The sequence below is a fragment of the Limnohabitans sp. Bal53 genome (assembly GCF_003063355.1).
GTDB lineage: Bacteria > Pseudomonadota > Gammaproteobacteria > Burkholderiales > Burkholderiaceae_C > Limnohabitans_A.
The window spans coordinates 395,423-417,650 of the sequence record NZ_NESH01000002.1 but is presented as its reverse complement, the minus strand read 5'-3'; the positions used below and the strand labels follow the sequence as shown (position 1 = coordinate 417,650).

General features: G+C 60.2%; 29 protein-coding genes. 1 reads left to right on the top strand and 28 read right to left on the bottom strand.

The genetic code is table 11. The features are described from left to right. Positions 1-81 precede the first annotated feature (81 nt). From B9Z50_RS06925 to B9Z50_RS06810, 24 genes are all read right to left on the bottom strand, one after another. Positions 82-636 carry a hypothetical protein gene (locus tag B9Z50_RS06925; protein ID WP_199221683.1) on the bottom strand — a complete coding sequence of 185 codons (555 nt, stop codon included), beginning with the start codon at positions 634-636 and terminating at the stop codon, positions 82-84. Between the two features lie 54 nt (positions 637-690). Then, positions 691-927 (bottom strand): hypothetical protein, encoded by a 237-nt coding sequence (locus B9Z50_RS06920; protein ID WP_108362925.1) that lies wholly within the window; start codon positions 925-927, stop codon positions 691-693. Continuing rightward, positions 924-2,486 (bottom strand): terminase, encoded by a 1,563-nt coding sequence (locus B9Z50_RS06915; protein ID WP_199221682.1) that lies wholly within the window; start codon positions 2,484-2,486, stop codon positions 924-926. Before B9Z50_RS06915 ends, B9Z50_RS06920 begins: the two co-directional genes overlap by 4 nt. Further along, complete coding sequence (locus tag B9Z50_RS06910) at positions 2,483-3,013, bottom strand: hypothetical protein (protein ID WP_108362924.1); 531 nt, start codon at positions 3,011-3,013, stop codon at positions 2,483-2,485. Before B9Z50_RS06910 ends, B9Z50_RS06915 begins: the two co-directional genes overlap by 4 nt. Then, entirely contained in the window at positions 3,010-3,252 is a 243-nt protein-coding gene (locus B9Z50_RS06905) for a helix-turn-helix domain-containing protein (RefSeq protein ID WP_108362923.1), read from the bottom strand. The genes B9Z50_RS06910 and B9Z50_RS06905 overlap by 4 nt, the downstream gene beginning before the upstream one ends. Then, entirely contained in the window at positions 3,243-3,428 is a 186-nt protein-coding gene (locus B9Z50_RS06900) for a hypothetical protein (protein ID WP_108362922.1), read from the bottom strand. Before B9Z50_RS06900 ends, B9Z50_RS06905 begins: the two co-directional genes overlap by 10 nt. A gap of 13 nt (positions 3,429-3,441) precedes the next feature. Next, complete coding sequence (locus tag B9Z50_RS06895; RefSeq protein ID WP_108362921.1) at positions 3,442-3,624, bottom strand: hypothetical protein; 183 nt, start codon at positions 3,622-3,624, stop codon at positions 3,442-3,444. 3 nt (positions 3,625-3,627) lie between these two features. Further along, the gene (locus tag B9Z50_RS06890; RefSeq protein ID WP_108362920.1) at positions 3,628-4,014 is read right to left on the bottom strand and encodes a hypothetical protein; all 387 of its coding nucleotides are present in this window, start codon (positions 4,012-4,014) and stop codon (positions 3,628-3,630) included. A gap of 18 nt (positions 4,015-4,032) precedes the next feature. Continuing rightward, positions 4,033-4,785, bottom strand: coding sequence for a hypothetical protein (locus B9Z50_RS06885; RefSeq protein WP_108362919.1), 753 nt, complete (start codon positions 4,783-4,785; stop codon positions 4,033-4,035). Next, a complete protein-coding gene (locus B9Z50_RS06880) occupies positions 4,782-5,456 on the bottom strand; it encodes a hypothetical protein (protein ID WP_108362918.1) in 675 nt (224 codons plus the stop codon). Before B9Z50_RS06880 ends, B9Z50_RS06885 begins: the two co-directional genes overlap by 4 nt. 81 nt (positions 5,457-5,537) lie before the next feature. Beyond that, a complete protein-coding gene (locus B9Z50_RS06875; protein WP_108362917.1) occupies positions 5,538-6,002 on the bottom strand; it encodes a hypothetical protein in 465 nt (154 codons plus the stop codon). A 119-nt stretch (positions 6,003-6,121) separates the two neighbouring features. Then, entirely contained in the window at positions 6,122-6,322 is a 201-nt protein-coding gene (locus B9Z50_RS06870) for a hypothetical protein (RefSeq protein WP_108362916.1), read from the bottom strand. A gap of 22 nt (positions 6,323-6,344) precedes the next feature. Next, positions 6,345-6,557, bottom strand: a complete 213-nt coding sequence (locus B9Z50_RS06865; RefSeq protein ID WP_108362915.1) for a DUF3820 family protein — start codon at positions 6,555-6,557, stop codon at positions 6,345-6,347. A gap of 250 nt (positions 6,558-6,807) precedes the next feature. Continuing rightward, a complete protein-coding gene (locus B9Z50_RS06860; protein WP_108362914.1) occupies positions 6,808-8,931 on the bottom strand; it encodes an AAA family ATPase in 2,124 nt (707 codons plus the stop codon). After that, positions 8,924-9,103, bottom strand: coding sequence for a hypothetical protein (locus tag B9Z50_RS06855; RefSeq protein WP_108362913.1), 180 nt, complete (start codon positions 9,101-9,103; stop codon positions 8,924-8,926). The genes B9Z50_RS06860 and B9Z50_RS06855 overlap by 8 nt, the downstream gene beginning before the upstream one ends. Next, positions 9,100-9,480, bottom strand: a complete 381-nt coding sequence (locus B9Z50_RS06850) for an AlpA family transcriptional regulator (protein WP_108362912.1) — start codon at positions 9,478-9,480, stop codon at positions 9,100-9,102. Before B9Z50_RS06850 ends, B9Z50_RS06855 begins: the two co-directional genes overlap by 4 nt. Then, positions 9,477-9,668: an AlpA family transcriptional regulator gene (locus B9Z50_RS06845; RefSeq protein ID WP_108363641.1), complete on the bottom strand. Its 192-nt coding sequence runs from the start codon at positions 9,666-9,668 to the stop codon at positions 9,477-9,479. The genes B9Z50_RS06850 and B9Z50_RS06845 overlap by 4 nt, the downstream gene beginning before the upstream one ends. A 290-nt stretch (positions 9,669-9,958) precedes the next feature. Then, positions 9,959-10,171 carry a hypothetical protein gene (locus tag B9Z50_RS06840; protein WP_146183176.1) on the bottom strand — a complete coding sequence of 71 codons (213 nt, stop codon included), beginning with the start codon at positions 10,169-10,171 and terminating at the stop codon, positions 9,959-9,961. Between the two features lie 19 nt (positions 10,172-10,190). Beyond that, complete coding sequence (locus B9Z50_RS06835; RefSeq protein WP_108362910.1) at positions 10,191-11,654, bottom strand: site-specific integrase; 1,464 nt, start codon at positions 11,652-11,654, stop codon at positions 10,191-10,193. Between the two features lie 227 nt (positions 11,655-11,881). After that, positions 11,882-13,495, bottom strand: coding sequence for a glutamine-hydrolyzing GMP synthase (gene guaA / locus B9Z50_RS06830; RefSeq protein WP_089957620.1), 1,614 nt, complete (start codon positions 13,493-13,495; stop codon positions 11,882-11,884). 70 nt (positions 13,496-13,565) lie between these two features. Then, positions 13,566-15,035, bottom strand: a complete 1,470-nt coding sequence (gene guaB / locus B9Z50_RS06825) for an IMP dehydrogenase (protein ID WP_108362909.1) — start codon at positions 15,033-15,035, stop codon at positions 13,566-13,568. A gap of 85 nt (positions 15,036-15,120) precedes the next feature. Beyond that, positions 15,121-16,029, bottom strand: a complete 909-nt coding sequence (locus B9Z50_RS06820) for a class I SAM-dependent methyltransferase (RefSeq protein ID WP_108362908.1) — start codon at positions 16,027-16,029, stop codon at positions 15,121-15,123. Between the two features lie 7 nt (positions 16,030-16,036). Further along, positions 16,037-16,405 (bottom strand): RnfH family protein, encoded by a 369-nt coding sequence (locus tag B9Z50_RS06815; RefSeq protein WP_108362907.1) that lies wholly within the window; start codon positions 16,403-16,405, stop codon positions 16,037-16,039. After that, positions 16,398-16,838: a type II toxin-antitoxin system RatA family toxin gene (locus B9Z50_RS06810; RefSeq protein WP_108362906.1), complete on the bottom strand. Its 441-nt coding sequence runs from the start codon at positions 16,836-16,838 to the stop codon at positions 16,398-16,400. Before B9Z50_RS06810 ends, B9Z50_RS06815 begins: the two co-directional genes overlap by 8 nt. A gap of 94 nt (positions 16,839-16,932) precedes the next feature. On the opposite strand from B9Z50_RS06810, the gene smpB reads away from it, so the two are divergent. After that, positions 16,933-17,427: an SsrA-binding protein SmpB gene (gene smpB, locus B9Z50_RS06805; RefSeq protein WP_108362905.1), complete on the top strand. Its 495-nt coding sequence runs from the start codon at positions 16,933-16,935 to the stop codon at positions 17,425-17,427. Positions 17,428-17,445: 18 nt separating this feature from the next. Here smpB and B9Z50_RS06800 read toward each other — a convergent pair whose 3' ends face one another. From B9Z50_RS06800 to truB, 4 genes are read right to left on the bottom strand one after another with little or no spacing between them, the layout of a single operon-like run. After that, positions 17,446-18,528 carry an enoyl-CoA hydratase/isomerase family protein gene (locus B9Z50_RS06800; protein WP_108362904.1) on the bottom strand — a complete coding sequence of 361 codons (1,083 nt, stop codon included), beginning with the start codon at positions 18,526-18,528 and terminating at the stop codon, positions 17,446-17,448. After that, the gene (locus B9Z50_RS06795; protein ID WP_108362903.1) at positions 18,521-19,402 is read right to left on the bottom strand and encodes a DMT family transporter; all 882 of its coding nucleotides are present in this window, start codon (positions 19,400-19,402) and stop codon (positions 18,521-18,523) included. Before B9Z50_RS06795 ends, B9Z50_RS06800 begins: the two co-directional genes overlap by 8 nt. A gap of 14 nt (positions 19,403-19,416) precedes the next feature. Further along, a complete protein-coding gene (gene typA / locus B9Z50_RS06790) occupies positions 19,417-21,234 on the bottom strand; it encodes a translational GTPase TypA (protein WP_108362902.1) in 1,818 nt (605 codons plus the stop codon). A gap of 13 nt (positions 21,235-21,247) precedes the next feature. Further along, positions 21,248-22,228: a tRNA pseudouridine(55) synthase TruB gene (gene truB / locus B9Z50_RS06785; protein WP_108362901.1), complete on the bottom strand. Its 981-nt coding sequence runs from the start codon at positions 22,226-22,228 to the stop codon at positions 21,248-21,250.

Genomic DNA, 22,228 nt, shown 5'->3' with positions numbered 1-22,228 from the left:
ATCCAACATCATAAATAGGTTAGCAAGTTGCCTTTAGCCCGGCCCAACAGGCGCCCGGGCCTGCCCCCAGCGGTTGCGCTGTTATCTCCCACCCTGGCCTTTGTGGTCCGCGAATGCGCTGTAGTCAGGGGCTGGTTTGTCCCAGGCGCCCTGTTTGCCCATGGTGTACCAGCTCGATGCCACCTGGCCAGCGCTGCCCAGCAGACTGCTGGAGAACGCAGAGCTCGGGCTGATGGCGCTGGCCGCGGCCCTTGAGCTCATGGCCTGGCTGGTCTGGTTGCTGGCCTGCGCCCGATAGCCCCAGGCACTTTTGATGGCATTGGCCTGGATGGTATTGGCGTCGATCTCACCCAGCACGTCGGTGCTGGTGAGGATCTGGGCAGCGCTGCCGACACCAAGATCCACACCGTTGGCGGCCAGCGCCACCCGCTGCGATCCCTTGAGGGCAGAGGTCGATATGCGCAGCTTTTGCTCTTCGCGTTGCCCAGCCAGCAGGGTCTGCTGGGCTTGGCTCTCGCTGGTGCGTGCGTTGACGTCGGCCAGGTTGGCCGTGAAATTGAGCTGCTCTTGCTGGGATTGGGCGTTGGCCTTGGCCGCGTTGGCAGAGCTGAGCGCCCCGAATATTTGCAACCCCATTGAGGCTCCTGCGACTGGACTACACATTTTGATTCTCCTTCGGTTGTCTGTTACTCATAGCCACTTCACTCGGCGCCTGGCCGCGGCAATGGCTTGCCCGAGCTGCTCGGTCTGTTCTGCCTGGTCGAGCTCACGAAGCAGCACCTTGGCCAGGACGTGCAGCGGGGTGACCTCCACGGCCACTACGCCGACACGGTCACCCAGGCGCACAGTGAGCACGCCCTGGTCATGGTGGGCAGTGCCCCACACAAAGCGCTGGCCGATCACGTCGAAGGTGGTCCAGGTGGTCATGCCCAGCTCGCTGAAAAGGGGTCGTATTCCCGCTTGACCGGGGTGTCCTTCAGATATTCATAGGGGTCGTATTCACCCCGGCGGCGCTTGGCTGCAGCGGCGTCATAGAACTCGTCCAGGCGTGGGTTGTCGATCATGGCCAGCATCAGCGCACTGGCAAAGTCAGGGCTGCGCTTGATGCGGCTGTAGATATCTTCCCTGGACTCGACCTTCACCACGCTGCCGCGCAGCTCCCACTTGGGTGAGCACAGGTCTGACAGCAGTCTGCGGTCAGGCGGCAGCGCAATGCCGTTATTGCTGTTTGGATCCAGCGCTTCACGCATCTGCCACCAGAGCTGTGAGCGCAGGTTTGCGAACTTCAGCCGGCCAGACTTGTCGGTGGTGTTGGGTGACTCGCTGACGTTGATGCCGTAGACGTTTTGGCGTGCCTCCTGCAGGAAGTCATACGGGCTGGCGCCGACACCGATCACGTCCAGGTGGATGGGTGCCCTGTCGCGCAGTGCTGCAATCACCAGCCCGGCCACGCTGGGGCCATCGGGTGTTGCTGCGCCTGGATAGGTCAGCAGCTCGTCAAACCACCAGCCATGGCGCCGGCTGATCACAGTGTTGTCCTTGCCACCGCGGGCAACGTCAACGCCGACAGAGTCCATCGCGGGCTTGACATCGAGCTTCTTCCAGCGCGCCTGGGCAATCTCCACCCAGGCCGTCGGGATCACCTGCATGGCGTCGTCCTCGCTGCCGGCGTCGAAATCACCATGCAGCATCTGAGAGCGCAATGGCTCTGGCAGGCTCTGCAACGTGGCCATGTAGCCCGTGCTGGCCAGGTAGGGGTTATCGCTGATCCTAGAGGGGATGAACGTGCGGGATTGCGGCTGGATCAGGTCGGTGCCATGGGCAAACGGTTCACCGTCAACCACCTCGGTCTCACGGCCATCCACCATGGCAAACCAGCGCAGCTCACCAGGCATGGCCGGGTTGGGGTGCTTCTTGTCCAGCCATGGCGCGAAGAAGTCTACGATCCAGCGCCCTTCAGCGTTGGTGGGTGGGTTGAAGCACATCAGTGTCTGCGTGTGCTGCTTGGGGTCTGTGGTTCTCACCCAGCCCATCAGGAAGCGCACCTGGGGCTCCAAGAAGTTGGCAGCCTCGTCGATCACCAGCAAGTCCTTGGCGCGGCCCTGGTACTTGCGCACATCGTCTGCATTGGGCACTGAGCCAAACTCAATGACCCGGTCACCCATGCGCCAGATCCCGTTTACTGAGTTGAGACCGTCGCGGGTGCACACCACCTCGGCGACACGATCAATGATCGACAGCATCTCGGTTGAAAACCTGCGGAAGATTGCAATGCGCTTGTGCTTGGTCAGGGCCTTGCCCACGGCCAGGTCGGTCTTGCCGCCACCGGCTGCGCCACCAAAACCGACCACGTCAGCCAGGGACTCGTAGGCCATGGTCTGGGGGCCAGGCAGCGGCTGCCAGATGGGCACCTCGTTGGCGGCCAGTGCGGCAGTGGACTCTGCCCTGGCGAGTCGCTTATCAAATGCTGTGGGTGCTGCGCTCATACAAGGTCACAAATGTCGTCATCGTCGGCCGGTGGCGGCTTGGCTGCGTCTGCGGCAATCTTTTCATCCACCAGCAGCGCCAGCTTGCCTTCTTCCAGCGCTGCCAACCTGATCTCATGATCGGTGGCAATTAGGGCCTGCGTGTATATGGAGACCAGACGCATTCCGCGTTCGCCCGCTTCAAATGACATCTGACCTTGTGCGACAGCAGCAATGATGCAATCGGCCTTCTCTTTCGGGGTGGCCGCATCAGCCAGGCCGGGGATAACGATGCGCTCAGATTCCTGTTTTGGAGCTGGGGCCAGATAAGCCAGGTAGAGCTTTTGGGCAGCTGAATCACCAAGTTTTGCCAGCTCGGTGAGCTTGGCCACTACGGCCTCTCGGTCGGGCTCCAGGAGGATGCGCACCTTCTCAGACGGGCTAAGTCCTCGCGGCGCCCCGGGGCTTTTAATGCTGTGGCCAGGTACAAAACGGCCATCCGGTGCGCGGTCTTGGTCGTCATCGAGCTCGTCAAGTTCATAGCTCATTCGTAAACCCTCACCATTTTCACTTTCACCCACTTTTGGACGCGCTGACGCCCGGTAAGCCAACCCATTACCGTGCTGCGGTGGACGCCAATTTCCTTGGCGATCTGGCGAGAGGGCATGCCTTGCGCAAAGTGCAACGCCCGCGCTTGCTCAACCACTTTGTCGGAATGCGTAGCTTTATGGTGGCTCTCACCCAGGCGGTAGCCGCGGGCATTGCACTGGGCTGCAACTATGCGCAAGGGATGGCCTCCACCAGCGGCACCGGCTGGAACAGATCTGGGCGATGTGAACGGCCCAGCGCTTGCGCGGCCTCGATGGCGGCAATGCGCTGGACTGGATGCGAGATCTGCGCGGCCTTCACCAGGGCAATGCGAATGTCGAAGGGAAGTTGCTCGGACACTTGGGGCTGGGTCATGGCTTTGGTTCCTTCAATGCAGCGGCCTGGTGGCACCAGGCTGCGGGGTTGGGTCATGTGGCGCAATGGGCAGGCCCTGGTCCAGCATGGCGAAGTCTTCCGTGAACTGATTCAGCAGGGCTTGCGCATCCGCGCAGAACCGACGCAGCAGGGCTGCCTGCGCGTCAGATCTCTGCTTGGCCTGGGTGTCGGCCATTGGTCAGGCCAGGCTTGCAGCCAGTTGCGCCAGCTTGTCGGTGGCGGCCTTGAGCTTTGCTTCAGCGGTGGCCACATCAGAGTCGAGCTGGGCCTTGGCGGCCACCTGTGCCTGGTAATGCTCGTTGAGCTCGTCGTAACGGGCCTTCAGCGCTGCGGTGTCTGCCTCGATGGCCGCGGCCTGGATGTCCGCCTGGACCTTCGCATGGTTCACAAACATCACGGCGTTGCGCTTGGCCTCTTCCACGATCTGGCTCTGGTGGGCATGCGCGGCGTGCGCTTCTTTGGTGGCCTGCTCGATGCTGCCGACTGCGGCCATGCCTTTGGCGAATTCGTGGATCTCGGCCAGTTGTTCCAGGGTGGCGAGTGCTTTGGGGCTGATGGTTGTCATGGTGATGTTCTCCAGGGGTTAAAGTTTTCCGTCCAGGCGTGCCTGGCGTGCGAGTCGGGCCAGGGTCAACACCACTTTTGGGTGCGAGCCGAGCCCGTTGTTTTCGAGGATTCGGCCCAAGCGTGGATCTCTGGCCACCAGCTTGCGGGCGTCGGCCAGTGCCATGCTGGCTGTGCCGCCAAACGTGCTGTTGAGCAAGTCGGCGGTCTGGTCGCTCCACTCTGTGAGCTTTGCCTGGCTGGGTGGCGCCTGGAGCTCGTTGCCGATAGTGCGAATGAGGTCGACATCGGCGGGTGATGCGGCCACGTCAGTGGCCATCTCGCGCAGCTCAGCGACCATGGCCTTCTGCGTTGGCTCGGGCAGATCGCTGTCTCCAAGCATTTGGTCAGGTAGCACCTCGGTGAATGCGTTCTGGTACATGCCGCGCTTGTTGTCCTGGTCGCGCAATTCCTGCACGGCGTCGGGTACTGGCGCCAGGACCGGGGCGTCAACAGATTGGTCGTCGTCACCCAGGTCAGGCGCCTGGTTCTGCTCGTATGGCATGCGGCTTGCGCGCTCCTCGAAGCTGCCTGGGGCCAGTGTGGCGAACTCGTTGCTGACAACGGGTTGGTCCTTGTAGCCCATGCGACTGGCCATGTCGTCGTAGCTGCTGGGCGCTGCTACAGGTGCTGGCGCTGCTTGCGGTTCAGCTGCACGGAATGGCGCGGGGGCATTGCCCTTGGCCATCGTCGGGTACAGCCTTGCAGCCAGCGCTGCATCGTCCCAGCTCATAGCGGCAAACCTTCGCGCTCACCCACACCACGCATGCGCTCTGCGGCCCCGCTCAGTGCTTTGCGCACCTCGCCAGCGAGGTCGAGCTGCTCACCATAGGTGCGCTGGTATTGCAAGGCGAGTTGGCCGCGGCCAATGGACAGTGGGCGAAGCGCATCGTCCACCATGGCCAGGATGGAATCGGCGCCTGTGCGCTCTAGGCCGCTGGACGACACGATGGCATTGAGCCGGCCGTTCTGGTCGTGGGCCAGTGCTGTCTTGTAAAAGCCGACCATGTTGTTGGAAAAGGTCGCGTGGCACTCGGCCAGCTTGGCCACCGCGGGTGCCAGTTGGCCTTCGAGGATCTGCTGCACAGCCTGGGCAGCCTGCACTGCCTTGAGCACGCTGCCTTCAGCTGTGACCAGGTGCTGCACGCCCTTGGCTTGTTGGGCAATGCCTGCTTCGGACAGCTCGTAGGCATCGGCTGCAGTGACTGCCTTCTCGGCAATCTTGATCTGTTCGGCCAATTGTTCGAGCTCGTTGCGGATGGTTTGCACGGTGCCAACAAGTCGGGCATCGCCGGGCAGGCCGGCGACCATGGCCGCAATGGCTTTGTCCTCGCGTGCTAGGGCATCGGCCTGCTCGGCCTGGAGTGCAGCCAGTGCTGCGCGTTGGGAGTCGGATTTGCTCATGGTGTTGGCCTCTTGTGAAAAGTTGGCCCAATGGTCGGCGGGAGTGCTGCTGGTGTGAACCCCGCACACGCTCGGCACACGCTAGGCGTCGAACACGATCTGCAGCCTGTGGTTGGTCGAGATGCCTTCACCGTCACTGATCACCAGGTACGGACTGCGCAGGCAGCCAGCGAGCTCCCAGATGCCTGTCTTGTCCTGAATCCAATCGGCCACGTTGTTCATCCGGTTGCGCACGGCATTGGCACTGGCGAAGGTCAAGCGGCCACGGGTGCACAGGATCTGCCAGGCATCGCGCATGCTGTCTTGCAACTTGGCCGGCACGGTGTAGACCTTGTCCTCGGGCCAGTACCCGATCTTGACGAAGCCAGGGCAATTGGCATCGAACACGACCGGCCTGAAGTCCTGGCGTTGCAGGACACCCACCCGCAGCCACAGCTGCCGGCACAGCAGGTCATAGCGCTGGTACTGCGGGGAGTCTGCCAGGTGCTTGTTGCGTAGCTCCTGGATGACGGCGTGAGTCTCTGCAAATAGGTCGAGGTCGGTCATTTTGTGAGCTCCGAGAATTGTTGACGGTACTTTTGACGGTATGGGCCAGACGCCCTCCCCCGCATCGCAAGCACTGGCGCGGGGTTGGGGTAGCCCGTTGATGATTGGTGTTGAACGATTTAGACCAAACTGGCCTCGTCGAGCGCTTCCTGGAGCTGGCTCTGACCCCAGGTGCGAAACGCTCTCGGGTCGTGCCCCTCTGCAGCCAGGCTGCGGTAAGTGCGCGAGCTGATGGTGTCGTAGCCTCTGCGGTGCAGGTCGGCCATCTGGTCCAGGTCAAATTCCTCGGGAAGGTCGCCGATGTGATGTCCGTGTGTCATGTTGGGTTTCCTTAGATTGGGTTTAGACCAGGTCGCAGTAGTCGGGGTCGACCAGGGCATCCACCTGGCCAGAATCCTCGAAACGGTCGTGCAGCACCTGGACCATTTTTCTGGACACCCAGGGGTACTTCTGGCGCAGGCTGGTGACGCTCAAAAACCACAGCAGGTAGTTGGTGGGCATCAGCGACACCGAGGTGCCCCTGTGCATGCCGATGGGCATCTCCACCCGCTTCATGGCCGCGCTCCTGCGGGTCTCATGTCTTGCATAAATCGCATTGGGTTTGGCGCAACTTCACCCGGGTTTGGCAAAAAGGCCATTTGCCTTGCACCATACCCAAATCCCCTCCTGCTGCACTTGCTTCGTGCTTCATCTGCTTCACTCCTAAAGTGTCGTGAAGCAGTTGAAGCAGATTGCCGAATCTTCAGCGCGCTTCTTGAAGCAAGTTGAAGCAGTTGAAGCACATGAACGTGTAATTTTTTGCAGATCACAGCACCACCACCCTTCCTTGAGCGAGGGAGATTCGATTCGCTGCAACAAGCGATTCAAGCGCCCTCAAGGTGTGTTGCCTTCTCTGATCGCGTTTGGTGCCTGTCTCCGGAATCTCATCCGCCGCGGCGTCCACCAACTGGGTGGTGGTGACCACGCCCGGCAGGTCGGTGAGCTCGATGGCCTTGCGCAACACCACCGCTTGGATCGCTCCTCTGGGCTCTGCCTTACGCTTGCTTTTAGGCACCATCGCGGTGTGGTGAAGCACGCAGCTGGTGATGGGCTCGCCGTCGCGGTCGACGCCCAGGCTGACCGTGGTGAGCTTGAAACCGTGCTGCTCGCCCTCTCCACTGCCGTCCTTCATCTTGGTAATGCTGGCCGCACGCTCGTCGCCTGCGCGCTCAACCAGCAGCTCAACGTCCAGCGCGCCCTTGATGCCCGACCAGCCCCGAATGCCTTTGGAGGCGTCCTTGCCCGAGTGCGCCACCATCAGCACCATGGCGCCAGTGACCTGGTGCAGCGCTTTGCAGTGCGACAACGCGCGGCCCATGTCCTCGCCCGAGTTCTCATTGCCGCCGGCCGTCACCTGGGCCAGGGTGTCCACCACGATCAGGGAAAGGTTGGGCAATTTCTTCAGTGAGCTCACCAAGTCTTTGATGTCGGCCTTGTCCAGGAAGTTAGGCGCCCCAGCCAGGACGTGCAGCGGCACGGTGGTGCCGTCGATGTCGTGGTGCTCGGCGTATGCCTTCATGCGCAGTGCAAAGCCACCAGCGCCCTCTGCGCAGATGTATGCGACCGTGCCCTGAACCACCTGGCGGTCCTTCCACGGCGTACCGGTGGCCACCGACATCACCAAGTCGAGCGCGAAAAACGATTTGCCGGCGCCTGACTCACCGTACACAACGCCGACCTCGGCCTGCGGCAGGATCCGCTTGATGATCCAGCTGATGGGCTTGCGGTCCAGGTAGTCGGCAAACTGCTGGAACTCAAAGCGGTTTGTCGGCGCAGCTGGCGCTGATGTCTCGCCGGACGGCGCTGCCTGGGTGACCGGTGCGGCCGCCGCAGGGGTGTGAGCTGAGCTCACATCCTCGAAGTCGTCCGCGGTCGCCACTTTGGATGTCGCCTTGGGCTTTGCCTTCTGGCAGTGCTCAGCCCACAGGTATTGCATGGCGCGTTCTGGATCCTGGCGCCGATGGTCCAGCGCCACCTCCATGACGTACGGGTTACTGACCAGGACACTGAACACCTGCTCGTCGTTGAGCCCCGCTGCGTATAGCGCGACACCAGCGGCCTGAACCAGTCTTGAACGGTCACCATCGGCGGCGCCCTCGGTCAGGAAGTCCTTGACCTTGTGGTGCAGGCCAAGTTCATCCAGGCCAGGTAGCGACAGCTCGTCCAGCAGATCTGGCATCGCTGTTGCCGGCGTGTCTGCTTTTGGTGCGGCTGGCTTGCCGTACTTGCCAAACAGGCCATCCAGAAACCCAGCGGGGGCCGCGTTGATCACTTCCACGCTGGTCTTCAGGCGCGAGCCCGACACAGTGAGGAAACGCCCCTGGTGGCCGGCGTAGATTTCCACGCCCACGATGTGGTTGGTCCAGTCATCGGGAACCGTGCCGCGAACGAAGATGCGCAGGCCCGTACCTGACGGCGACAGCTCGGTGTAGCTGCGTGCCTGGTCAATGATCTCCTGCGCCCAGGGCTCGATCTTCTCCGCCCAGGGCTTGACCTTCTCTCTCTTTATGCAATTGTCCAAGTCGATGCCCACCAGGTCGTGGGGGCCGGTCATCACATAGCCCAGGCCGGCGTAGCGGTCGGCCGCGTTGGCATAGGCCTGCAGGGCCTCGGCATAGGTGAACCACTGTTCGGGCTTTGCGGTACTGATGCCGTGGCCGTTGACGTGACAAGGGATCTTGTCGTACTTGCCGCGCTTTTCGCTCCACACGGCCTTCCATGGCGCCCAGCGCTTTTGCGCCTTGAGCTCCTGCGGGATCTTGTCGCTGTTGAACTCACGCAACGCTGGGGGATTGCCTGTTTTATGAGCAGTTGGTACATTTCCTGGGGTAGTGTTTTTGTCCGATGCCTCGGTTGCCGCCGGGGCATTGGTGTTTTTGGGGTCAGACATTGCCCACCTCCTTTGCGTCGAACTGGTCGAGCCAGGCTGCGACCTGCTCCAGCGTTTCAAATCGCCGGGTGATCGCCCACTGCCGACAGATGAAACCGTCCTGGGTATGGGTCAGCTCCACCATGTGGATCGCAGCCCGGGCTTTGAGTTGATCCAAGGTTGAGGCGCTCATGCCGACACCCCTGCAGGTTTGTTCCAGCAGCTGGCCACCGACACCGCAGGCACAACGCCCAAGCGCTCCAGCCGATCCAGCAGGCGCATGGCGTCCATCAGCATCTGGCGCACTTCGTTCAACTGAGGCCCTGCAGCTGCTTGACGCTTGCCGACCGTCTTGCGCCTGGTGACATCTGGCGCAGCCGCGGTGATGGCCGGCGCTGCTCTGCTCGATGCGAGCCAGGCGTCCACATCTGCCTCGCTCCACACTGCCAGGCGCGGGGTGAGCATGGTGTGCTGGGGGAAGGTGCCGGCCTTCTCCAGGTGGTAAAGGGCGGTCTTGCTCAGCCCAGTTTTTGCCAGCACCTCGGGGCGGCGAAGATTGCGGGCGCTCATGCTGGGATCCTTGCAGCCGCGCGCGTGGCCATCCAGTTTTTAATTTCAGACTCAAGCCACCCAGATGCGCGGGGGCCAATCTTGACCGGCTGGGGGAATCTGCCCAACTTAACGTCAAGATAAAGGGTTGACTTGGTGCGGCCGGTGATCTCTATTACCTTGGGCAAACGTAGGAATTTGTCAGACATGCTGAGCTCCTGGAAACAGTGGTGCCAGTTCAGTTCACCCCGGCGGTTGCCGTCCTGGGACTCGATCCGCGCCTGGAAACAGTGATGGCATCTGCTTCGGGCTCCTCGCATCGCTGCAGGCATTTCGCCTGCTGTCCACTCCCGTGTGCTGCGCGTAGCAGGCTGTCTCGGTGGGTGTTTATGGGACTCTATTGGCCGATAAAGGTCTTACGTGCACCGTGTAATTTTGTACAGTGGTTTAGTCATTAAAAAAGCCACCCGTAGGTGGCCTCGATTGGCGGCTGGCGCCTCTACACCAGGACCATCACGTCCTCGCCGATCAGGGCAGACTCCAGCGTGGCCTGCGCCGTGGCCAGGTGTGCATTCATGCTGCGCAGGGCGTCATAGGTCGAGTCGTGCGGCAGGTAGTCCAGAGCTCCATCATGGAACAGCTTCTCCATGATGTTCTGGGCGGACTGCACGTTGCTGAGCGCGGTCATTGCGTTGTCGTTTAGATTTGTCATTTTCAGTCCCGTGTGTAAGTTAAAGATCCATGTCCGCGTCATCGTGTGCGGCCGCATCAATGCGCACCTTGGTGGCGCCGATCACTTCCTTGGCGCTCTCACCCTTCATCCAGCAGTCCACCATGTCGGCCCAGCCTTGCATCAGCGCGCGGCGTGGCCCCATGTGCTTTGCGTGGTTGTAAGCGGCCGCGACCTGGTCCTGCTTCTGGTGTGCCAGGCAGGCCTCGATCAAGGCCTCTGGAAACATGGCCTCGTTCAGCCTGGTGGAGGCCGTGCGGCGCAGGTCGTGCACCGAAAAGCCCTCGAAGGGCTCGGCGTCTGGCGCCAGCTTGTCATTGATGGCCTTGACGGTGGCGTCAATGCTGCGGTTCAGCGTGGCATTGCTGATCGGGATATCCGACTCATAGCGGCCAGGGTGCAGGTAGCGGCTGGAGGGAAAGCAAGACCGCAGCGTGGTCAGGATGTCCATGGCCTGCTCGGACAGCGGCACAGTGTGGGCCTTGCCAGCTTTCATTCGCGCCGCGGGGATCGTCCAGGATGAGCGCTCCCAGTCGATCTCCTTCCAGGTGGCGTCGATGAACTCGCCCTTGCGCACCATGGTCAGCAGCATGAACTTGAGCACCAGGCGCAGCGTGGGCATGGTCTGGGTGGTCTGCAGGGCGTCAATGAACACCTTGACCTCCCGGCGGTTCAGATTGCGCTCACGGGCCTTGAACGTGGCAATCGTCCTGCGCTGGATCGACTCAGCTGGATTCGCCACCTCGACGCCCTTTCCTATTGCGAACCGGTACACCAGGAGCACCAGCTCACGGGCATGCACTGCGGGGCCTGGGCCGTTGTTGCTCTTAACTCCATCCAGCAGCTCGGCCAGGGCGGTCGGCTTGATCTCTTCCAGGCGCAGCTTGCCCAGCGGTTCCTGGAGCAAGCGCCGATACACCGACTTGCGCAGATCCAGGGTGGAGTCGGCCAGGCACTCGTCGCCACTCTTGGGGTCAGACTTGAACTCGAAGTACTTTTGCACCCAGGATCCAAAGGTCGGCGCTTCAGCGGCAACAGCGCGCTGCTCGGCCTTGGCCCTGGACGGCGACTCGCCGACCTCCACCAGGCGGCTAGCGCGGTCGCGCAGTGCCCGGGCATCTTTGAGCGAGACCGCCAGGCCGTAGTCCAGGGTCTTGAGCTCGTCCTCCAGCCGGCTGGCAGTGCCTGGCTCGAAGCGGCCGATGGTGAGGGTCTCGCGCTTGGCGCTTCCGTCAGCCTTGGGGACGCGGTAATCGTATCTAAATGTCTTCACCCCAGACGGAAGAACAACCAAATACAGGCCCATGCCGTCGGTGAACTTCTGGAGCTTGTCGCTCGGCTTGACGTTTTTGAGGAAGGTCTCGGTGAGCGCAGTTTTGTTGCGTTGCTTGCGTGAGGCTGGAAGTTGCTCGGAACCTGCAGAGTCGGTCTCGGCGATTGCGGAGGAGGTGTCATCAAACGGCATAGTCAGTCCTTTGGGTGGCTGTCTGATACCGTCAAACTCATTGACGGTATTGAACTCGGACAGGATCGAGGCCCCGAACAATACCGCCAGAAATACCGACTAAAAATGCAAAACGCCCCTGATCGACGTTGATCGATCTGGAGCGCTTAACTTTGGTAAGTTGTTGATTTACCTAGGGAAAGTGCCGGTTTGCTGAACGTTTTTGAACGTTGCAAACCGATCTTCCTTCACTCCCACTCAATGGTCGCAGGCGGCTTGCTCGATACGTCGTAAGTCACCCGGTTGATGCCGCGCACCTCGTTGATGATGCGCCCCGACACTTTCTTGAGCAGTGCATACGGCAGCTCGGCCCAGTCGGCGGTCATGAAGTCGCTGGTCTGCACGGCACGCAGGGCCACCACATAGTCGTAGGTCCGGCCGTCGCCCATCACGCCCACGCTCTTGACTGGCAAGAACACGGTGAAGGCTTGGCTGGTCAGGTCGTACCAGGTCTTGCCCGATTCGTCGGTGAAGTTGCGCAGTTCTTCGATGAAGATCGCGTCGGCACGGCGCAGCAGGTCGGCGTATTCTTTTTTGACTTCGCCCAGAATGCGCACACCCAGACCGGGGCCTGGGAATGGGTGTCGGTAAACCATCTCACGGGGCAAGCCCAGGGCCACGCCGAGTTCGCGCACTTCGTCTTTGAACAGTTCGCGCAAAGGCTCCAGCAGTTTCAGGCCCAGTTGCTCGGGCAAGCCGCCCACGTTGTGGTGGCTCTTGATGGTGACGGCTTTTTTGCTCTTGGCGCCGCCGGACTCGATCACATCGGGATAAATCGTGCCTTGGGCCAAGAACGTTGCGCCTTTGTGGCCGCCGTCGCCCGCCTTGAGTTTGGCGGCCTGTTCCTTGAACACATCGACAAACAAGCCGCCGATGATCTTGCGCTTGGCTTCGGGTTCACTCACACCCGCCAGTTTGCCGAGGAACAAGTCACTGGCATCGACGCGGATGACTTTGGCGTGCAACTTGCCGACGAACATCTCCATGACCATGTCGCCTTCATTCAGACGCAGCAGGCCGTGGTCCACAAACACGCAGGTCAGTTTGTCGCCAATGGCGCGGTGGATCAAGGCGGCAGCCACCGACGAGTCGACGCCGCCGGACAAGCCCAAAATGACTTCCTCATCACCGACTTGCTCGCGGATCTTGGCCACGGCTTCTTCGATGTAGTTGCCCATGATCCAGTCGGGGCTGGCCTTGCAAATGTCGAGCACAAAGCGGTTGAGCAGCGCCTGGCCTTGAACGGTGTGTGTGACTTCGGGGTGGAACTGCACCGCGTAGAAATGGCGCGATTCATCGGCCATGCCTGCAATCGGGCAAGCCGGTGTCGAGGCCATGACTTTGAAGCCTTCTGGCATTTGGGTGACCTTGTCGCCATGGCTCATCCAGACCTTGAGCATGCCGTGGCCTTCGGCCGTGGCAAAGTCTTCGATGCCCTTGAGCAGCTCGGTGTGGCCATGCGCCCGCACTTCTGCATAACCAAACTCGCGGGTGGTGCCCGCTTCGACCTTGCCGCCCAGCTGCTCGGCCATGGTCTGCATGCCGTAGCAAATGCCCAGCACCGGAATACCCAACTCAAAAACGGCGTCTGGCGCTCGGTCATCGACTTCGTACACGCTGGCGTGAGAACCCGACAAGATGATGCCTTTGAGGTTGCCGTCTTGGGCGTATTCGCGCACCCAATCGCTGCTCACATCGCAGGGATGCACTTCGCAAAACACATGCGCTTCGCGCACGCGGCGGGCAATGAGCTGGGTGACTTGCGAGCCGAAGTCGAGGATCAGGATTTTGGAGTGCTGCATGGCAGGCGTCGTTCTTTGAGAAATGAAAAGGCGTCTGGGGTGCAGACGCCTTGGTGATCAAATACAGATTTTACTCAGCCCGGTAGTTCGGCGCTTCTTTGGTGATCTGCACATCGTGCACATGGCTTTCACGGATGCCCGCTGCGGTGATTTCCACAAACTGGGATTCGTTGTGCATGGCCTCAATCGTCGCGCAGCCGCAGTAACCCATACTGGCACGCAAACCGCCCGCCATTTGGTAAATGATGGACACGACAGAGCCTTTGTAGGGCACGCGTCCCTCAATGCCTTCGGGCACCAGTTTGTCGGCATTGGGGTTGCCCGTGCTGGACTCTTGGAAGTAACGGTCGGCACTGCCCTGCTGCATGGCGCCAATCGAGCCCATGCCGCGGTAGCTTTTGTAGCTGCGGCCCTGGAACAGCACGATTTCGCCGGGGGCTTCTTCGGTGCCGGCGAACATGCCGCCCATCATCACCGTGCCCGCGCCTGCAGCAATGGCTTTGGCAATGTCGCCGCTGTAGCGGATACCGCCGTCAGCAATCAGGGGCACGCCCGTGCCTTTGAGGGCTGTGGCCACAGAGTCCACCGCCATGATTTGCGGCACGCCCACACCCGCCACGATGCGGGTGGTGCAGATGGAGCCGGGGCCGATACCGACCTTCACGCCGTCAGCGCCCGCCTCGACCAAAGCCAAAGCGGCTGCGCCGGTGGCAATGTTGCCGCCAATGACTTCGATGTGCGGGTAGTTTTGTTTGACCCAGCGCACGCGGTCGAGGACGCCTTTGCTGTGGCCGTGGGCGGTGTCCACCACGATGGCATCAACACCTGCAAGCGAGAGCGCCTCCACGCGCTCTTCGGTGCCCTCTCCTACCCCGACGGCCGCGCCCACACGCAGTTTGCCTGCACCGTCACGGGCGGCGTTGGGGAAGTTGAGCTGTTTGGTGATGTCTTTGACCGTGATCAGGCCCTTGAGCTCAAAGGCATCGTTGACCACCAAAAGGCGCTCGAGCTTGTGTTTGTTGAGCAGGTGCTTGGCTTGCTCTGGTGTGGTGCCTTCGGGCACGGTGACCAAGCGCTCACGCGGGGTCATGATTTCGCTGACTTTTTGGTCGTAGCGGGTCTCAAAACGCAAGTCGCGACCCGTCACGATACCGACCACTTTGCCGCCGTCGCACACGGGAAAGCCCGACACGCCCAGCTCTTCGCTCAAAGCCATGACCTGGCGCACGGTGGTGCCGGGTGTGATGACGACCGGGTCGCGCAGAACGCCCGATTCGTAGCGCTTGACCTTGGCCACTTGGGCGGCTTGTTCTTGCGCGGTGAGGTTTTTGTGAACAATGCCAATGCCGCCTTCTTGCGCGATGGCAATCGCCAAGCGCGCTTCGGTCACGGTGTCCATGGCGGCGGACACCAGGGGCAAGTTCAGGCGGATGTTTCGGGTGAATTGCGTCGCAAGGGACGTGTCCTTCGGAAGGACTTGGGAGTACGCGGGGACGAGGAGAACGTCGTCAAAAGTCAGGGCTTTACCGAGTAGGCGCATAAGCTAAGGCTCCAAAAAATGGATTGTACTCGCGCGAGCCAAGGGAATTCCCTGATTCACCCCCCAACTCCCAAGCTCAAAAGTCTCAGGCGTTTTGGTAATGCAACACTTTGAGTGACTTTTCTGGATCGATATCGGCAAAAGCTGGCGGATTGACCAAACGTTCCACAAAACGCAAGCTGGGTGCCGCTTGCGCCACCTGGGCGTGCAAAAAAGCCGTGTCCAATTCGGGCGCGTTCAGGCACAGAAGTACATGACCTTGTGGCTCGAGCAAATCCGGCAGTCGGCGGATCAGCTTGATGTAGTCCTTGGTGGCGATGAAGCTGCCCTTTTGGTAGCTGGGCGGATCGATCACGATCACACCGTAAGGCCCCATTTTGTTGATCTTGCCCCAGGTCTTGAAGATGTCGTGACCCAAAAAACGGGCCTTGGCAGGCAAGTCGTTGAGGCGGTGGTTTTGCTGGCCTACGGCCAATGCACCCTGGCTCATGTCGAGATTGACCACCTGCGCCGCCCCGCCCTGCAACGCCACCACCGAAAACGCGCAGGTGTAGGCGAACAGGTTGAGGATGTTTTCATGCTGAGCGTGGCGTTTGAGCCATTCACGACCATTCGCCATGTCCAGAAACAATCCGTGGTTCTGGCCGCGCATCACATGCACCAGGTACTTGGCGCCCTGCTCGGTGACCACATGCTGCTCGGGCACGCTGCCGGCCATGAGGCGGGTTTGTGCTTCACCTTGCGCACGGCACTGGAACACCCAGTTCAGCGGCTCGCCGTAGGCCAGGGTTTCCCACCGCTGCGCGAGTGCATCCTGGCACAGGGCCAGATCGTCCTCGCTCACGGCTTTGAAGCTGGTCAGGACCCAGACGGGCGCAAACCAGTCCAGCGTCCAGTGCTCGCAGCCGGGATACAGGCCACCACGGCCGTGGAAAACACGGTGGGCGTCGGGGGTATTGGCCATCTGGGCGATGGCGTTCAAAAGGGCTTGCATGGTCGTTTCAATACCCGGCAGCAGACCCGCTCTTGCGGTTGGCAAAAAGGCCAGTGCGGCCTTTGCCTTGTCGCTTGAACCGCTGGCGGCGAGCGACTTTGGGGTCCACCTTGAGAGGGCGATACAACTCGATGCGGTCGGCCTCTTGCACCACCTGTGTCCAGGGCACTTTTTTGCCCCAGATGCCGGGTTGCTGAAACTGCAGCGACGACAAGAATGCGGGGTCGATGGCCTCTTGACCTTGCAAGCACTGCGTCACACCGCGTGCCAACACGTCCTGCACGGTACTGCCTGTGGGCACCTTCAGCTGAATTTCTTGCACATGCCGGGGCGCCAAGCTCCAGCACAGTGTGACCGGTACGAGCTGCTCAGCCATACACCGATTCAGCTCGTTTGACAAAAGCATCCACCAAGCTGGCTGCGATCTTGTCGAAGACGGGGCCCACGAGCGCCGCCAGGGTTTTACTGGAAAAGCCGTATTGCAAATCCAGCTCGACTTTGCAGGCGCGTTGCGAGCCGTCGCCCACGGGGATGAAACGCCAAGTGCCGCTCAGATTAGAGAAAGGCCCTTTGACCAAGCTCATGCCGACAGAGCGCCCTTCTTCGTGGGTGTTGCGGGTGGTGAAGGTTTGCTGGATGCCGCCCAGACTGATGCCGACCTCGGCCACCATGCCCTGGGCGTCGGTTTCGAGCACACTGGCACGGTCACACCACGGCAGAAATTCGGGGTAACGCGCCACGTCGGTCACGAGGCGAAACATTTCTTCTGGCGAGTACCAGATCAGAACGGACTTGTGGATATTCTTCATACAATGCAGCGATTGTAGTTTTTCGACGCGCCCGCAGGCGCTTCGCCCAGCGGCACACCCTTGCGAACAGCAGTGCCGTCCTTATCTGCTCCTCATGGCCACCACCAAAAAGTCCCCTGCTGCCCCCACCTTCGCCAAGATCGCCGAGAACAAAAAAGCGTCATTCGACTATTTTTTTGAAGAGCGATACGAGGCCGGCATGGTGCTCGAAGGCTGGGAGGTCAAGGCGATTCGCGAAGGCAAAGTGCAGCTGACGGACGGTTATGTGGTGATTCGCAATGGCGAGTTGTTCATCATCGGCTGCTTGATCAACCCACTCAAAACCGCCTCCACCCACATCAACCCCGAAGCCGCACGCACGCGCAAGCTGCTGCTGAACAAGGAAGAGATCAAGCGGCTGATCGGCAAGATCGAACAAAAGGGCTACACCCTGGTGCCAATCAACTTGCACTGGAAATCAGGCAAAGTGAAGTGCGACATTGCGCTGGCCAAAGGCAAGGCCGAGCACGACAAACGCGACACCATCAAAGACCGCGAAGGCAAGCGCGAAATCGAACGCGCCATGAAGAGCCGCCACCGCGACCGCTGAACGGCAAGGCGCAAACGTTCAACTCAGATCGCGCAGCGGGTGATGGTCTGAGGGCCATGGGCTGGCAAAGAAACGCGCTGCTTCAGCAAGATCCACATCTTCCACACGTGCAGGCTTCCATTTCGGCGTGTGGTCTTTGTCCACGGCCAAAGCGCGGATACCTTCCACCGTTTCACTGTTGGCCACCGATCGCAGGTGGAAACAGTGGTGCACCATGTCCCGCTCCATGCGCAGGTCATCGGCCAGGCTCATTTGTCGGGCGCGGCGAATTTGTTCGAGCACCACATGCAGCATCAAGGGCGAGCGGTGACGCAAAGCCTGGGCCGTTTTCTGGCTCCATTCATCGGACGCCGACTCCAACCGGGTCAACATGTCGGCCACCGTGGGCAAGCCAAACACCTCGTCAATTTGTGGCTGAGGCGTGAGCTTTTCAGGGGTCATGGCACCGGCTTGGGCCAGCACCCAACGCTCCACCGACTCGGGGTTCTCAAAGGGACTGCTGATCAGGGTTTGCCAGATGGGCTCGAGCATACCGCTGGGCAGCGCGATATCGGCCAACTTGGCGGCCACGGCTTGTGCGCCGCTCAACATATGGCCTGTCAGGCCCAAGTATTCACCCAGACGGCCCGGGCAACGGCTCAGGAAATAACCGCCACCCACATCAGGAAACAGACCGATGTTGGTTTCGGGCATGGCCATCTTGGTCCGCTCGGTCACCACACGCACGCTGGCACCTTGGCTGATGCCCATGCCGCCGCCCATGACGATGCCATCCATGAAGGCAATGTAGGGTTTGCTGTAGGTGTGAATCAGGTGGTTCAGGCGGTACTCTTCGGTGAAAAAGTCACCCAAGGACGCATCACCTGCCGTGGCCGCTTGGTGGAAAAATCGGATGTCGCCCCCCGCACAGAAAGCACCAAACGGCCCTTCTTTACCCGTGCCGCGTACCGCCACGGCCAGCACTTGGGGATCGGCTTGCCAATCGAGCAAGGCCTGCGTCAGAGAGCGCACCATGTCGAGCGACAGGGCGTTGAGCGCTTTGGGGCGGTTGAGGGTGATGCAGCCGATGCGGCCTTCAATTTGTGCGATGACATCAGACATTGTTTTGTCTCCAGCCTAACCATTGGTTCATGAGCAAAGCCCCCAGGACGAGGGACCCGCCCAACAATACGCTCATTTGAGGGGCTTCGTTGGCACCCCACCAAGCCAATGTGATACCAAACACCACTTCGAGCATGCCGAGCAAGGACACTTCGGGGGCTTGAAGCACTCGGGCACAAATGACCGACAAAACGCAGGGAATCGCCAGTTGAAACAAACCCAGCATCGCCAGCAAACCTACATCGTGGGCAGAGGCCTGAAAAGGCCATGACACTGGCAGCATAAGCAAACTTGAAATAACAGCTCCAAGCAATACCGAGGGCACCAAATCAATGGGCCCTTTGCTTTGGCTTTTTTGCAGGAATGTCCATTGCACACCTGCAGCCAAGGGCACGCACAGGGCGACCAAGGTGCCAATGAGGAAGTTGGGATCGTTCATGGTCAGTTGACTGCCATACATCCAAGCGATACCAGCACCGGCCAGCATGATCGCCACCCAGGTGCGCAAGGGTAAACGGGCTTTGAGAAAGCCCCAAGACAACAAAGCGGTGAGAAACGGAGCCACGGCCATGGTGATCAGCACGTTGGCCACTGTGGTCAAAGTCAGGCCCACCATGAAGGCGGTGAACATGATGCTCCAGCACACCCCAGATATCCAGAAGTAAGGGTTTCGCCAAGGCAAACTTCGCCAAATGCCTTGGCCCTTCCACAGGGGCAAAATGATCAGAAGGGAGACCACCGTAAAGAGACTGCGCCAGAACGTGACCTCAAAGCCTTGGGCTCGGTCGAGGTGGCGCGTCACCACCCCGGCCATTGACCACAAGGCGGTACAGCCCACCATGGTCCAGACGGCCATGCCGTGAGTCAAACGCATGATGGCTTAGCCGATCACTTGTTGCGCTTGCGGTCGCTTTCCTTGAGGAAACGCTTGCGCAGACGCACGCTCTTGGGTGTGATTTCGACCAATTCGTCGTCTTCGATGAATTCAACGCCGTATTCCAGTGTCAAGTCGATTGGAGGCGTGATCTTGATCGCGTCTTCTTTGCCAGACACACGGAAGTTGGTCAGCTGCTTGGTGCGCGTGGCGTTGACCACCAGGTCGTTGTCACGGCTGTGGATACCCACAATCATGCCTTCGTACACCGGATCATTCGCCTTGACGAACATGCGGCCACGGTCGTCCAGCTTGCCCAGGGCATAGGTGAAGATTTCACCGTCGTCCATGGAAATCAACACACCGTTCTTGCGGCCGCCGATTTCGCCTTTGTGCGGCTCATAGCCGTCAAAGATGTTGGAGATCAGGCCGGAACCACGGGTCAAGTTCAGGAATTCGTTGGTGAAACCGATCAGGCCTCGGGCCGGGATGCGGTATTCCAAGCGGACACGACCACGACCATCGGGTTCCATATTGACCAACTCGCCTTTGCGCTCACCCAAGGCTTGCATCACGCCGCCTTGGTGGTTTTCTTCGATGTCGGCCGTCACCAACTCGATAGGCTCATGGCGCTCACCGTTGATGTCGCGGAACAACACTCGAGGCTTGGACACAGCCAGCTCGTAGCCTTCACGGCGCATGTTTTCCAGCAAGATGGTCAGGTGCAATTCACCACGACCGGCCACTTCAAAAATACCGTCTTCGTCGGTTTCTTTGACGCGCAAAGCCACGTTGTGCTGGAGCTCTTTTTGCAGACGGTCCCAGATCTGACGGCTGGTCACGTACTTGCCTTCACGGCCTGCCAAAGGCGAGGTGTTCACGCAGAAGTTCATGGTCAGGGTGGGCTCGTCCACCTTGAGCATGGGCAGTGGGGTGGGCTTGAGCGGGTCGGTCACCGTCACGCCGATGTTCAGGTCAGCAATCCCGTTGATCAAAACAATGTCGCCAGGACCGGCTTCGGTCACCTGCACGCGGTCCAGGCCTTGGAAAGTCAGCACTTGGTTGACTCGGCCTTTGATGGTCGAGCCGTCAGCGCCTTCCATCACCACCACATCCATGTTGGGCTTGACGGTGCCTTGGCTGATGCGACCCACACCGATACGGCCCACGAAGGTCGAAAAGTCGAGGGCAGAAATCTGCAATTGCAGCGGCGCTGCGGGGTCGCCTGCGTTGGGCTTGACGTGCTTGAGCACGGTATTGAACAAGGCCGACATGTCGGGGCCCCACTGCTCACCGGGTGCGCCCTCTTCCAAAGATGTCCAGCCATTGATGCCGGAGGCGTACACCACGGGGAAATCCAGCTGCTCGTCGTTCGCACCCAATTTGTCGAACAGGTCAAAAGCGGCATTGACCACTTTGTCAGGGTTCGCACCGGGCTTGTCGACCTTGTTCACCACCACGATGGGCTTCAAGCCCAAAGCCAAAGCCTTTTTGGTCACGAAACGTGTTTGGGGCATGGGGCCTTCTTGCGCGTCGATGAGCAGCACCACACCGTCGACCATGGACAAGGCGCGTTCAACTTCGCCACCGAAGTCCGCGTGGCCGGGGGTGTCCACGATGTTGATGTGGGTGCCTTCCCAGCTGACAGCGCAGTTTTTGGCCAAGATGGTGATGCCGCGCTCACGTTCGATGGCGTTGTTGTCCATGACGGTGTCGACGACTTTTTCGTGGTCAGCGAAGGTACCCGACTGACGCAGCAGCTGGTCCACCATGGTGGTTTTGCCGTGGTCAACGTGCGCGATGATGGCGATGTTGCGAATTTGCTTGCTCATGCTTTCTCTTCCTTTAAACCTGCTCGGCCAGCAATGGCACGTTGACAGGTGATTTTTCCAAAATCTGTTGAATTTCGATCGGGCTCAACAATCGACCCGGAATCAATTCGCCGCCATGCACATGTGCTGTTCCCAGCAAGGCACGAGGATGCTCTCCATACACCACGACTTGATCACAATCATTCCAAGGGCCGCGACGGCGCACCCCACTCAAAAACTTGCCTGCGTTGTCGCTGTCCAAACTCACCTGGGTGTAGTCCGGCAGCAGCACATCGACCGGCCGCAAAGCCGCCAGCCTTTGGTTTTCGTCCATGCTCTCGAGCGCAGACAAGGTCACGCACTGGGCTTCTTCAAAAGGCCCGGTCACCACGCGACGCAAAGCACTCAAATGACCACCACACCCCAATGCCTCGGCGATGTCTTCGCCCAGCGTTCTGATGTAAGTGCCTTTGCTGCACCGCACACGCAAACGCAAAAAAGGTGCATCACCTTGCAGTTGCATGTCCAGCAAGTTCAAATCATGAATCACCACGTTGCGCGCTTCGCGCTCAACGGTTTCACCCTCTCGGGCATATTCATAAAGTGCCTTGCCATCTTTTTTCAAGGCGCTGTGCATCGGAGGCACTTGGCTGATCGACCCCATGAACCGGTCCAACACTTCAACCACCATACCAGCCGAACATGACACTTCTCGGACAGAGATCACCTCGCCTTCGGCATCGGCCGTGTTGGTTTTCAGACCCAGCCGCACCGTGGTCTCGTAAGTCTTGTCAGCATCCAGATGCTGCTGACTGAACTTGGTGGCGGCGCCAAAACACAAAGGCAAGACACCCGTGGCCAAAGGGTCGAGTGTCCCGGTATGACCCGCTTTCTCGGCACGCAGCAACCATTTGGCTTTTTGCAAAGCCTGATTGCTGGAAAGACCCAGCGGTTTGTCGAGCAGCAGCACCCCGTGCACAGGGCGCCGCTGCACCCTGGTGCGTGGCGCGTTCAT

Coding starts and splice junctions, on each gene's coding strand:
- B9Z50_RS06815 (WP_108362907.1), bottom strand. CDS start 16,405: ATGGCTGAGCAGCTCGTACCGGTCACACTGTGCTGGAGCTTGGCGCCC.
- B9Z50_RS06870 (WP_108362916.1), bottom strand. CDS start 6,322: ATGACACACGGACATCACATCGGCGACCTTCCCGAGGAATTTGACCTG.
- B9Z50_RS06895 (WP_108362921.1), bottom strand. CDS start 3,624: ATGGCCGACACCCAGGCCAAGCAGAGATCTGACGCGCAGGCAGCCCTG.
- B9Z50_RS06910 (WP_108362924.1), bottom strand. CDS start 3,013: ATGAGCTATGAACTTGACGAGCTCGATGACGACCAAGACCGCGCACCG.
- smpB (WP_108362905.1), top strand. CDS start 16,933: ATGGCCACCACCAAAAAGTCCCCTGCTGCCCCCACCTTCGCCAAGATC.
- B9Z50_RS06845 (WP_108363641.1), bottom strand. CDS start 9,668: ATGTCTGACAAATTCCTACGTTTGCCCAAGGTAATAGAGATCACCGGC.
- B9Z50_RS06915 (WP_199221682.1), bottom strand. CDS start 2,486: ATGAGCGCAGCACCCACAGCATTTGATAAGCGACTCGCCAGGGCAGAG.
- B9Z50_RS06820 (WP_108362908.1), bottom strand. CDS start 16,029: ATGCAAGCCCTTTTGAACGCCATCGCCCAGATGGCCAATACCCCCGAC.
- B9Z50_RS06890 (WP_108362920.1), bottom strand. CDS start 4,014: ATGACAACCATCAGCCCCAAAGCACTCGCCACCCTGGAACAACTGGCC.
- truB (WP_108362901.1), bottom strand. CDS start 22,228: ATGAACGCGCCACGCACCAGGGTGCAGCGGCGCCCTGTGCACGGGGTG.
- B9Z50_RS06875 (WP_108362917.1), bottom strand. CDS start 6,002: ATGACCGACCTCGACCTATTTGCAGAGACTCACGCCGTCATCCAGGAG.
- guaA (WP_089957620.1), bottom strand. CDS start 13,495: ATGCAGCACTCCAAAATCCTGATCCTCGACTTCGGCTCGCAAGTCACC.
- B9Z50_RS06865 (WP_108362915.1), bottom strand. CDS start 6,557: ATGAAGCGGGTGGAGATGCCCATCGGCATGCACAGGGGCACCTCGGTG.
- B9Z50_RS06900 (WP_108362922.1), bottom strand. CDS start 3,428: ATGACCCAGCCCCAAGTGTCCGAGCAACTTCCCTTCGACATTCGCATT.
- B9Z50_RS06925 (WP_199221683.1), bottom strand. CDS start 636: ATGGGGTTGCAAATATTCGGGGCGCTCAGCTCTGCCAACGCGGCCAAG.
- B9Z50_RS06920 (WP_108362925.1), bottom strand. CDS start 927: ATGACCACCTGGACCACCTTCGACGTGATCGGCCAGCGCTTTGTGTGG.
- B9Z50_RS06850 (WP_108362912.1), bottom strand. CDS start 9,480: ATGAGCGCCCGCAATCTTCGCCGCCCCGAGGTGCTGGCAAAAACTGGG.
- B9Z50_RS06880 (WP_108362918.1), bottom strand. CDS start 5,456: ATGAGCAAATCCGACTCCCAACGCGCAGCACTGGCTGCACTCCAGGCC.
- B9Z50_RS06855 (WP_108362913.1), bottom strand. CDS start 9,103: ATGAGCGCCTCAACCTTGGATCAACTCAAAGCCCGGGCTGCGATCCAC.
- guaB (WP_108362909.1), bottom strand. CDS start 15,035: ATGCGCCTACTCGGTAAAGCCCTGACTTTTGACGACGTTCTCCTCGTC.
- B9Z50_RS06840 (WP_146183176.1), bottom strand. CDS start 10,171: ATGACAAATCTAAACGACAACGCAATGACCGCGCTCAGCAACGTGCAG.
- B9Z50_RS06860 (WP_108362914.1), bottom strand. CDS start 8,931: ATGTCTGACCCCAAAAACACCAATGCCCCGGCGGCAACCGAGGCATCG.
- B9Z50_RS06800 (WP_108362904.1), bottom strand. CDS start 18,528: ATGTCTGATGTCATCGCACAAATTGAAGGCCGCATCGGCTGCATCACC.
- typA (WP_108362902.1), bottom strand. CDS start 21,234: ATGAGCAAGCAAATTCGCAACATCGCCATCATCGCGCACGTTGACCAC.
- B9Z50_RS06795 (WP_108362903.1), bottom strand. CDS start 19,402: ATGCGTTTGACTCACGGCATGGCCGTCTGGACCATGGTGGGCTGTACC.
- B9Z50_RS06835 (WP_108362910.1), bottom strand. CDS start 11,654: ATGCCGTTTGATGACACCTCCTCCGCAATCGCCGAGACCGACTCTGCA.
- B9Z50_RS06885 (WP_108362919.1), bottom strand. CDS start 4,785: ATGAGCTGGGACGATGCAGCGCTGGCTGCAAGGCTGTACCCGACGATG.
- B9Z50_RS06810 (WP_108362906.1), bottom strand. CDS start 16,838: ATGAAGAATATCCACAAGTCCGTTCTGATCTGGTACTCGCCAGAAGAA.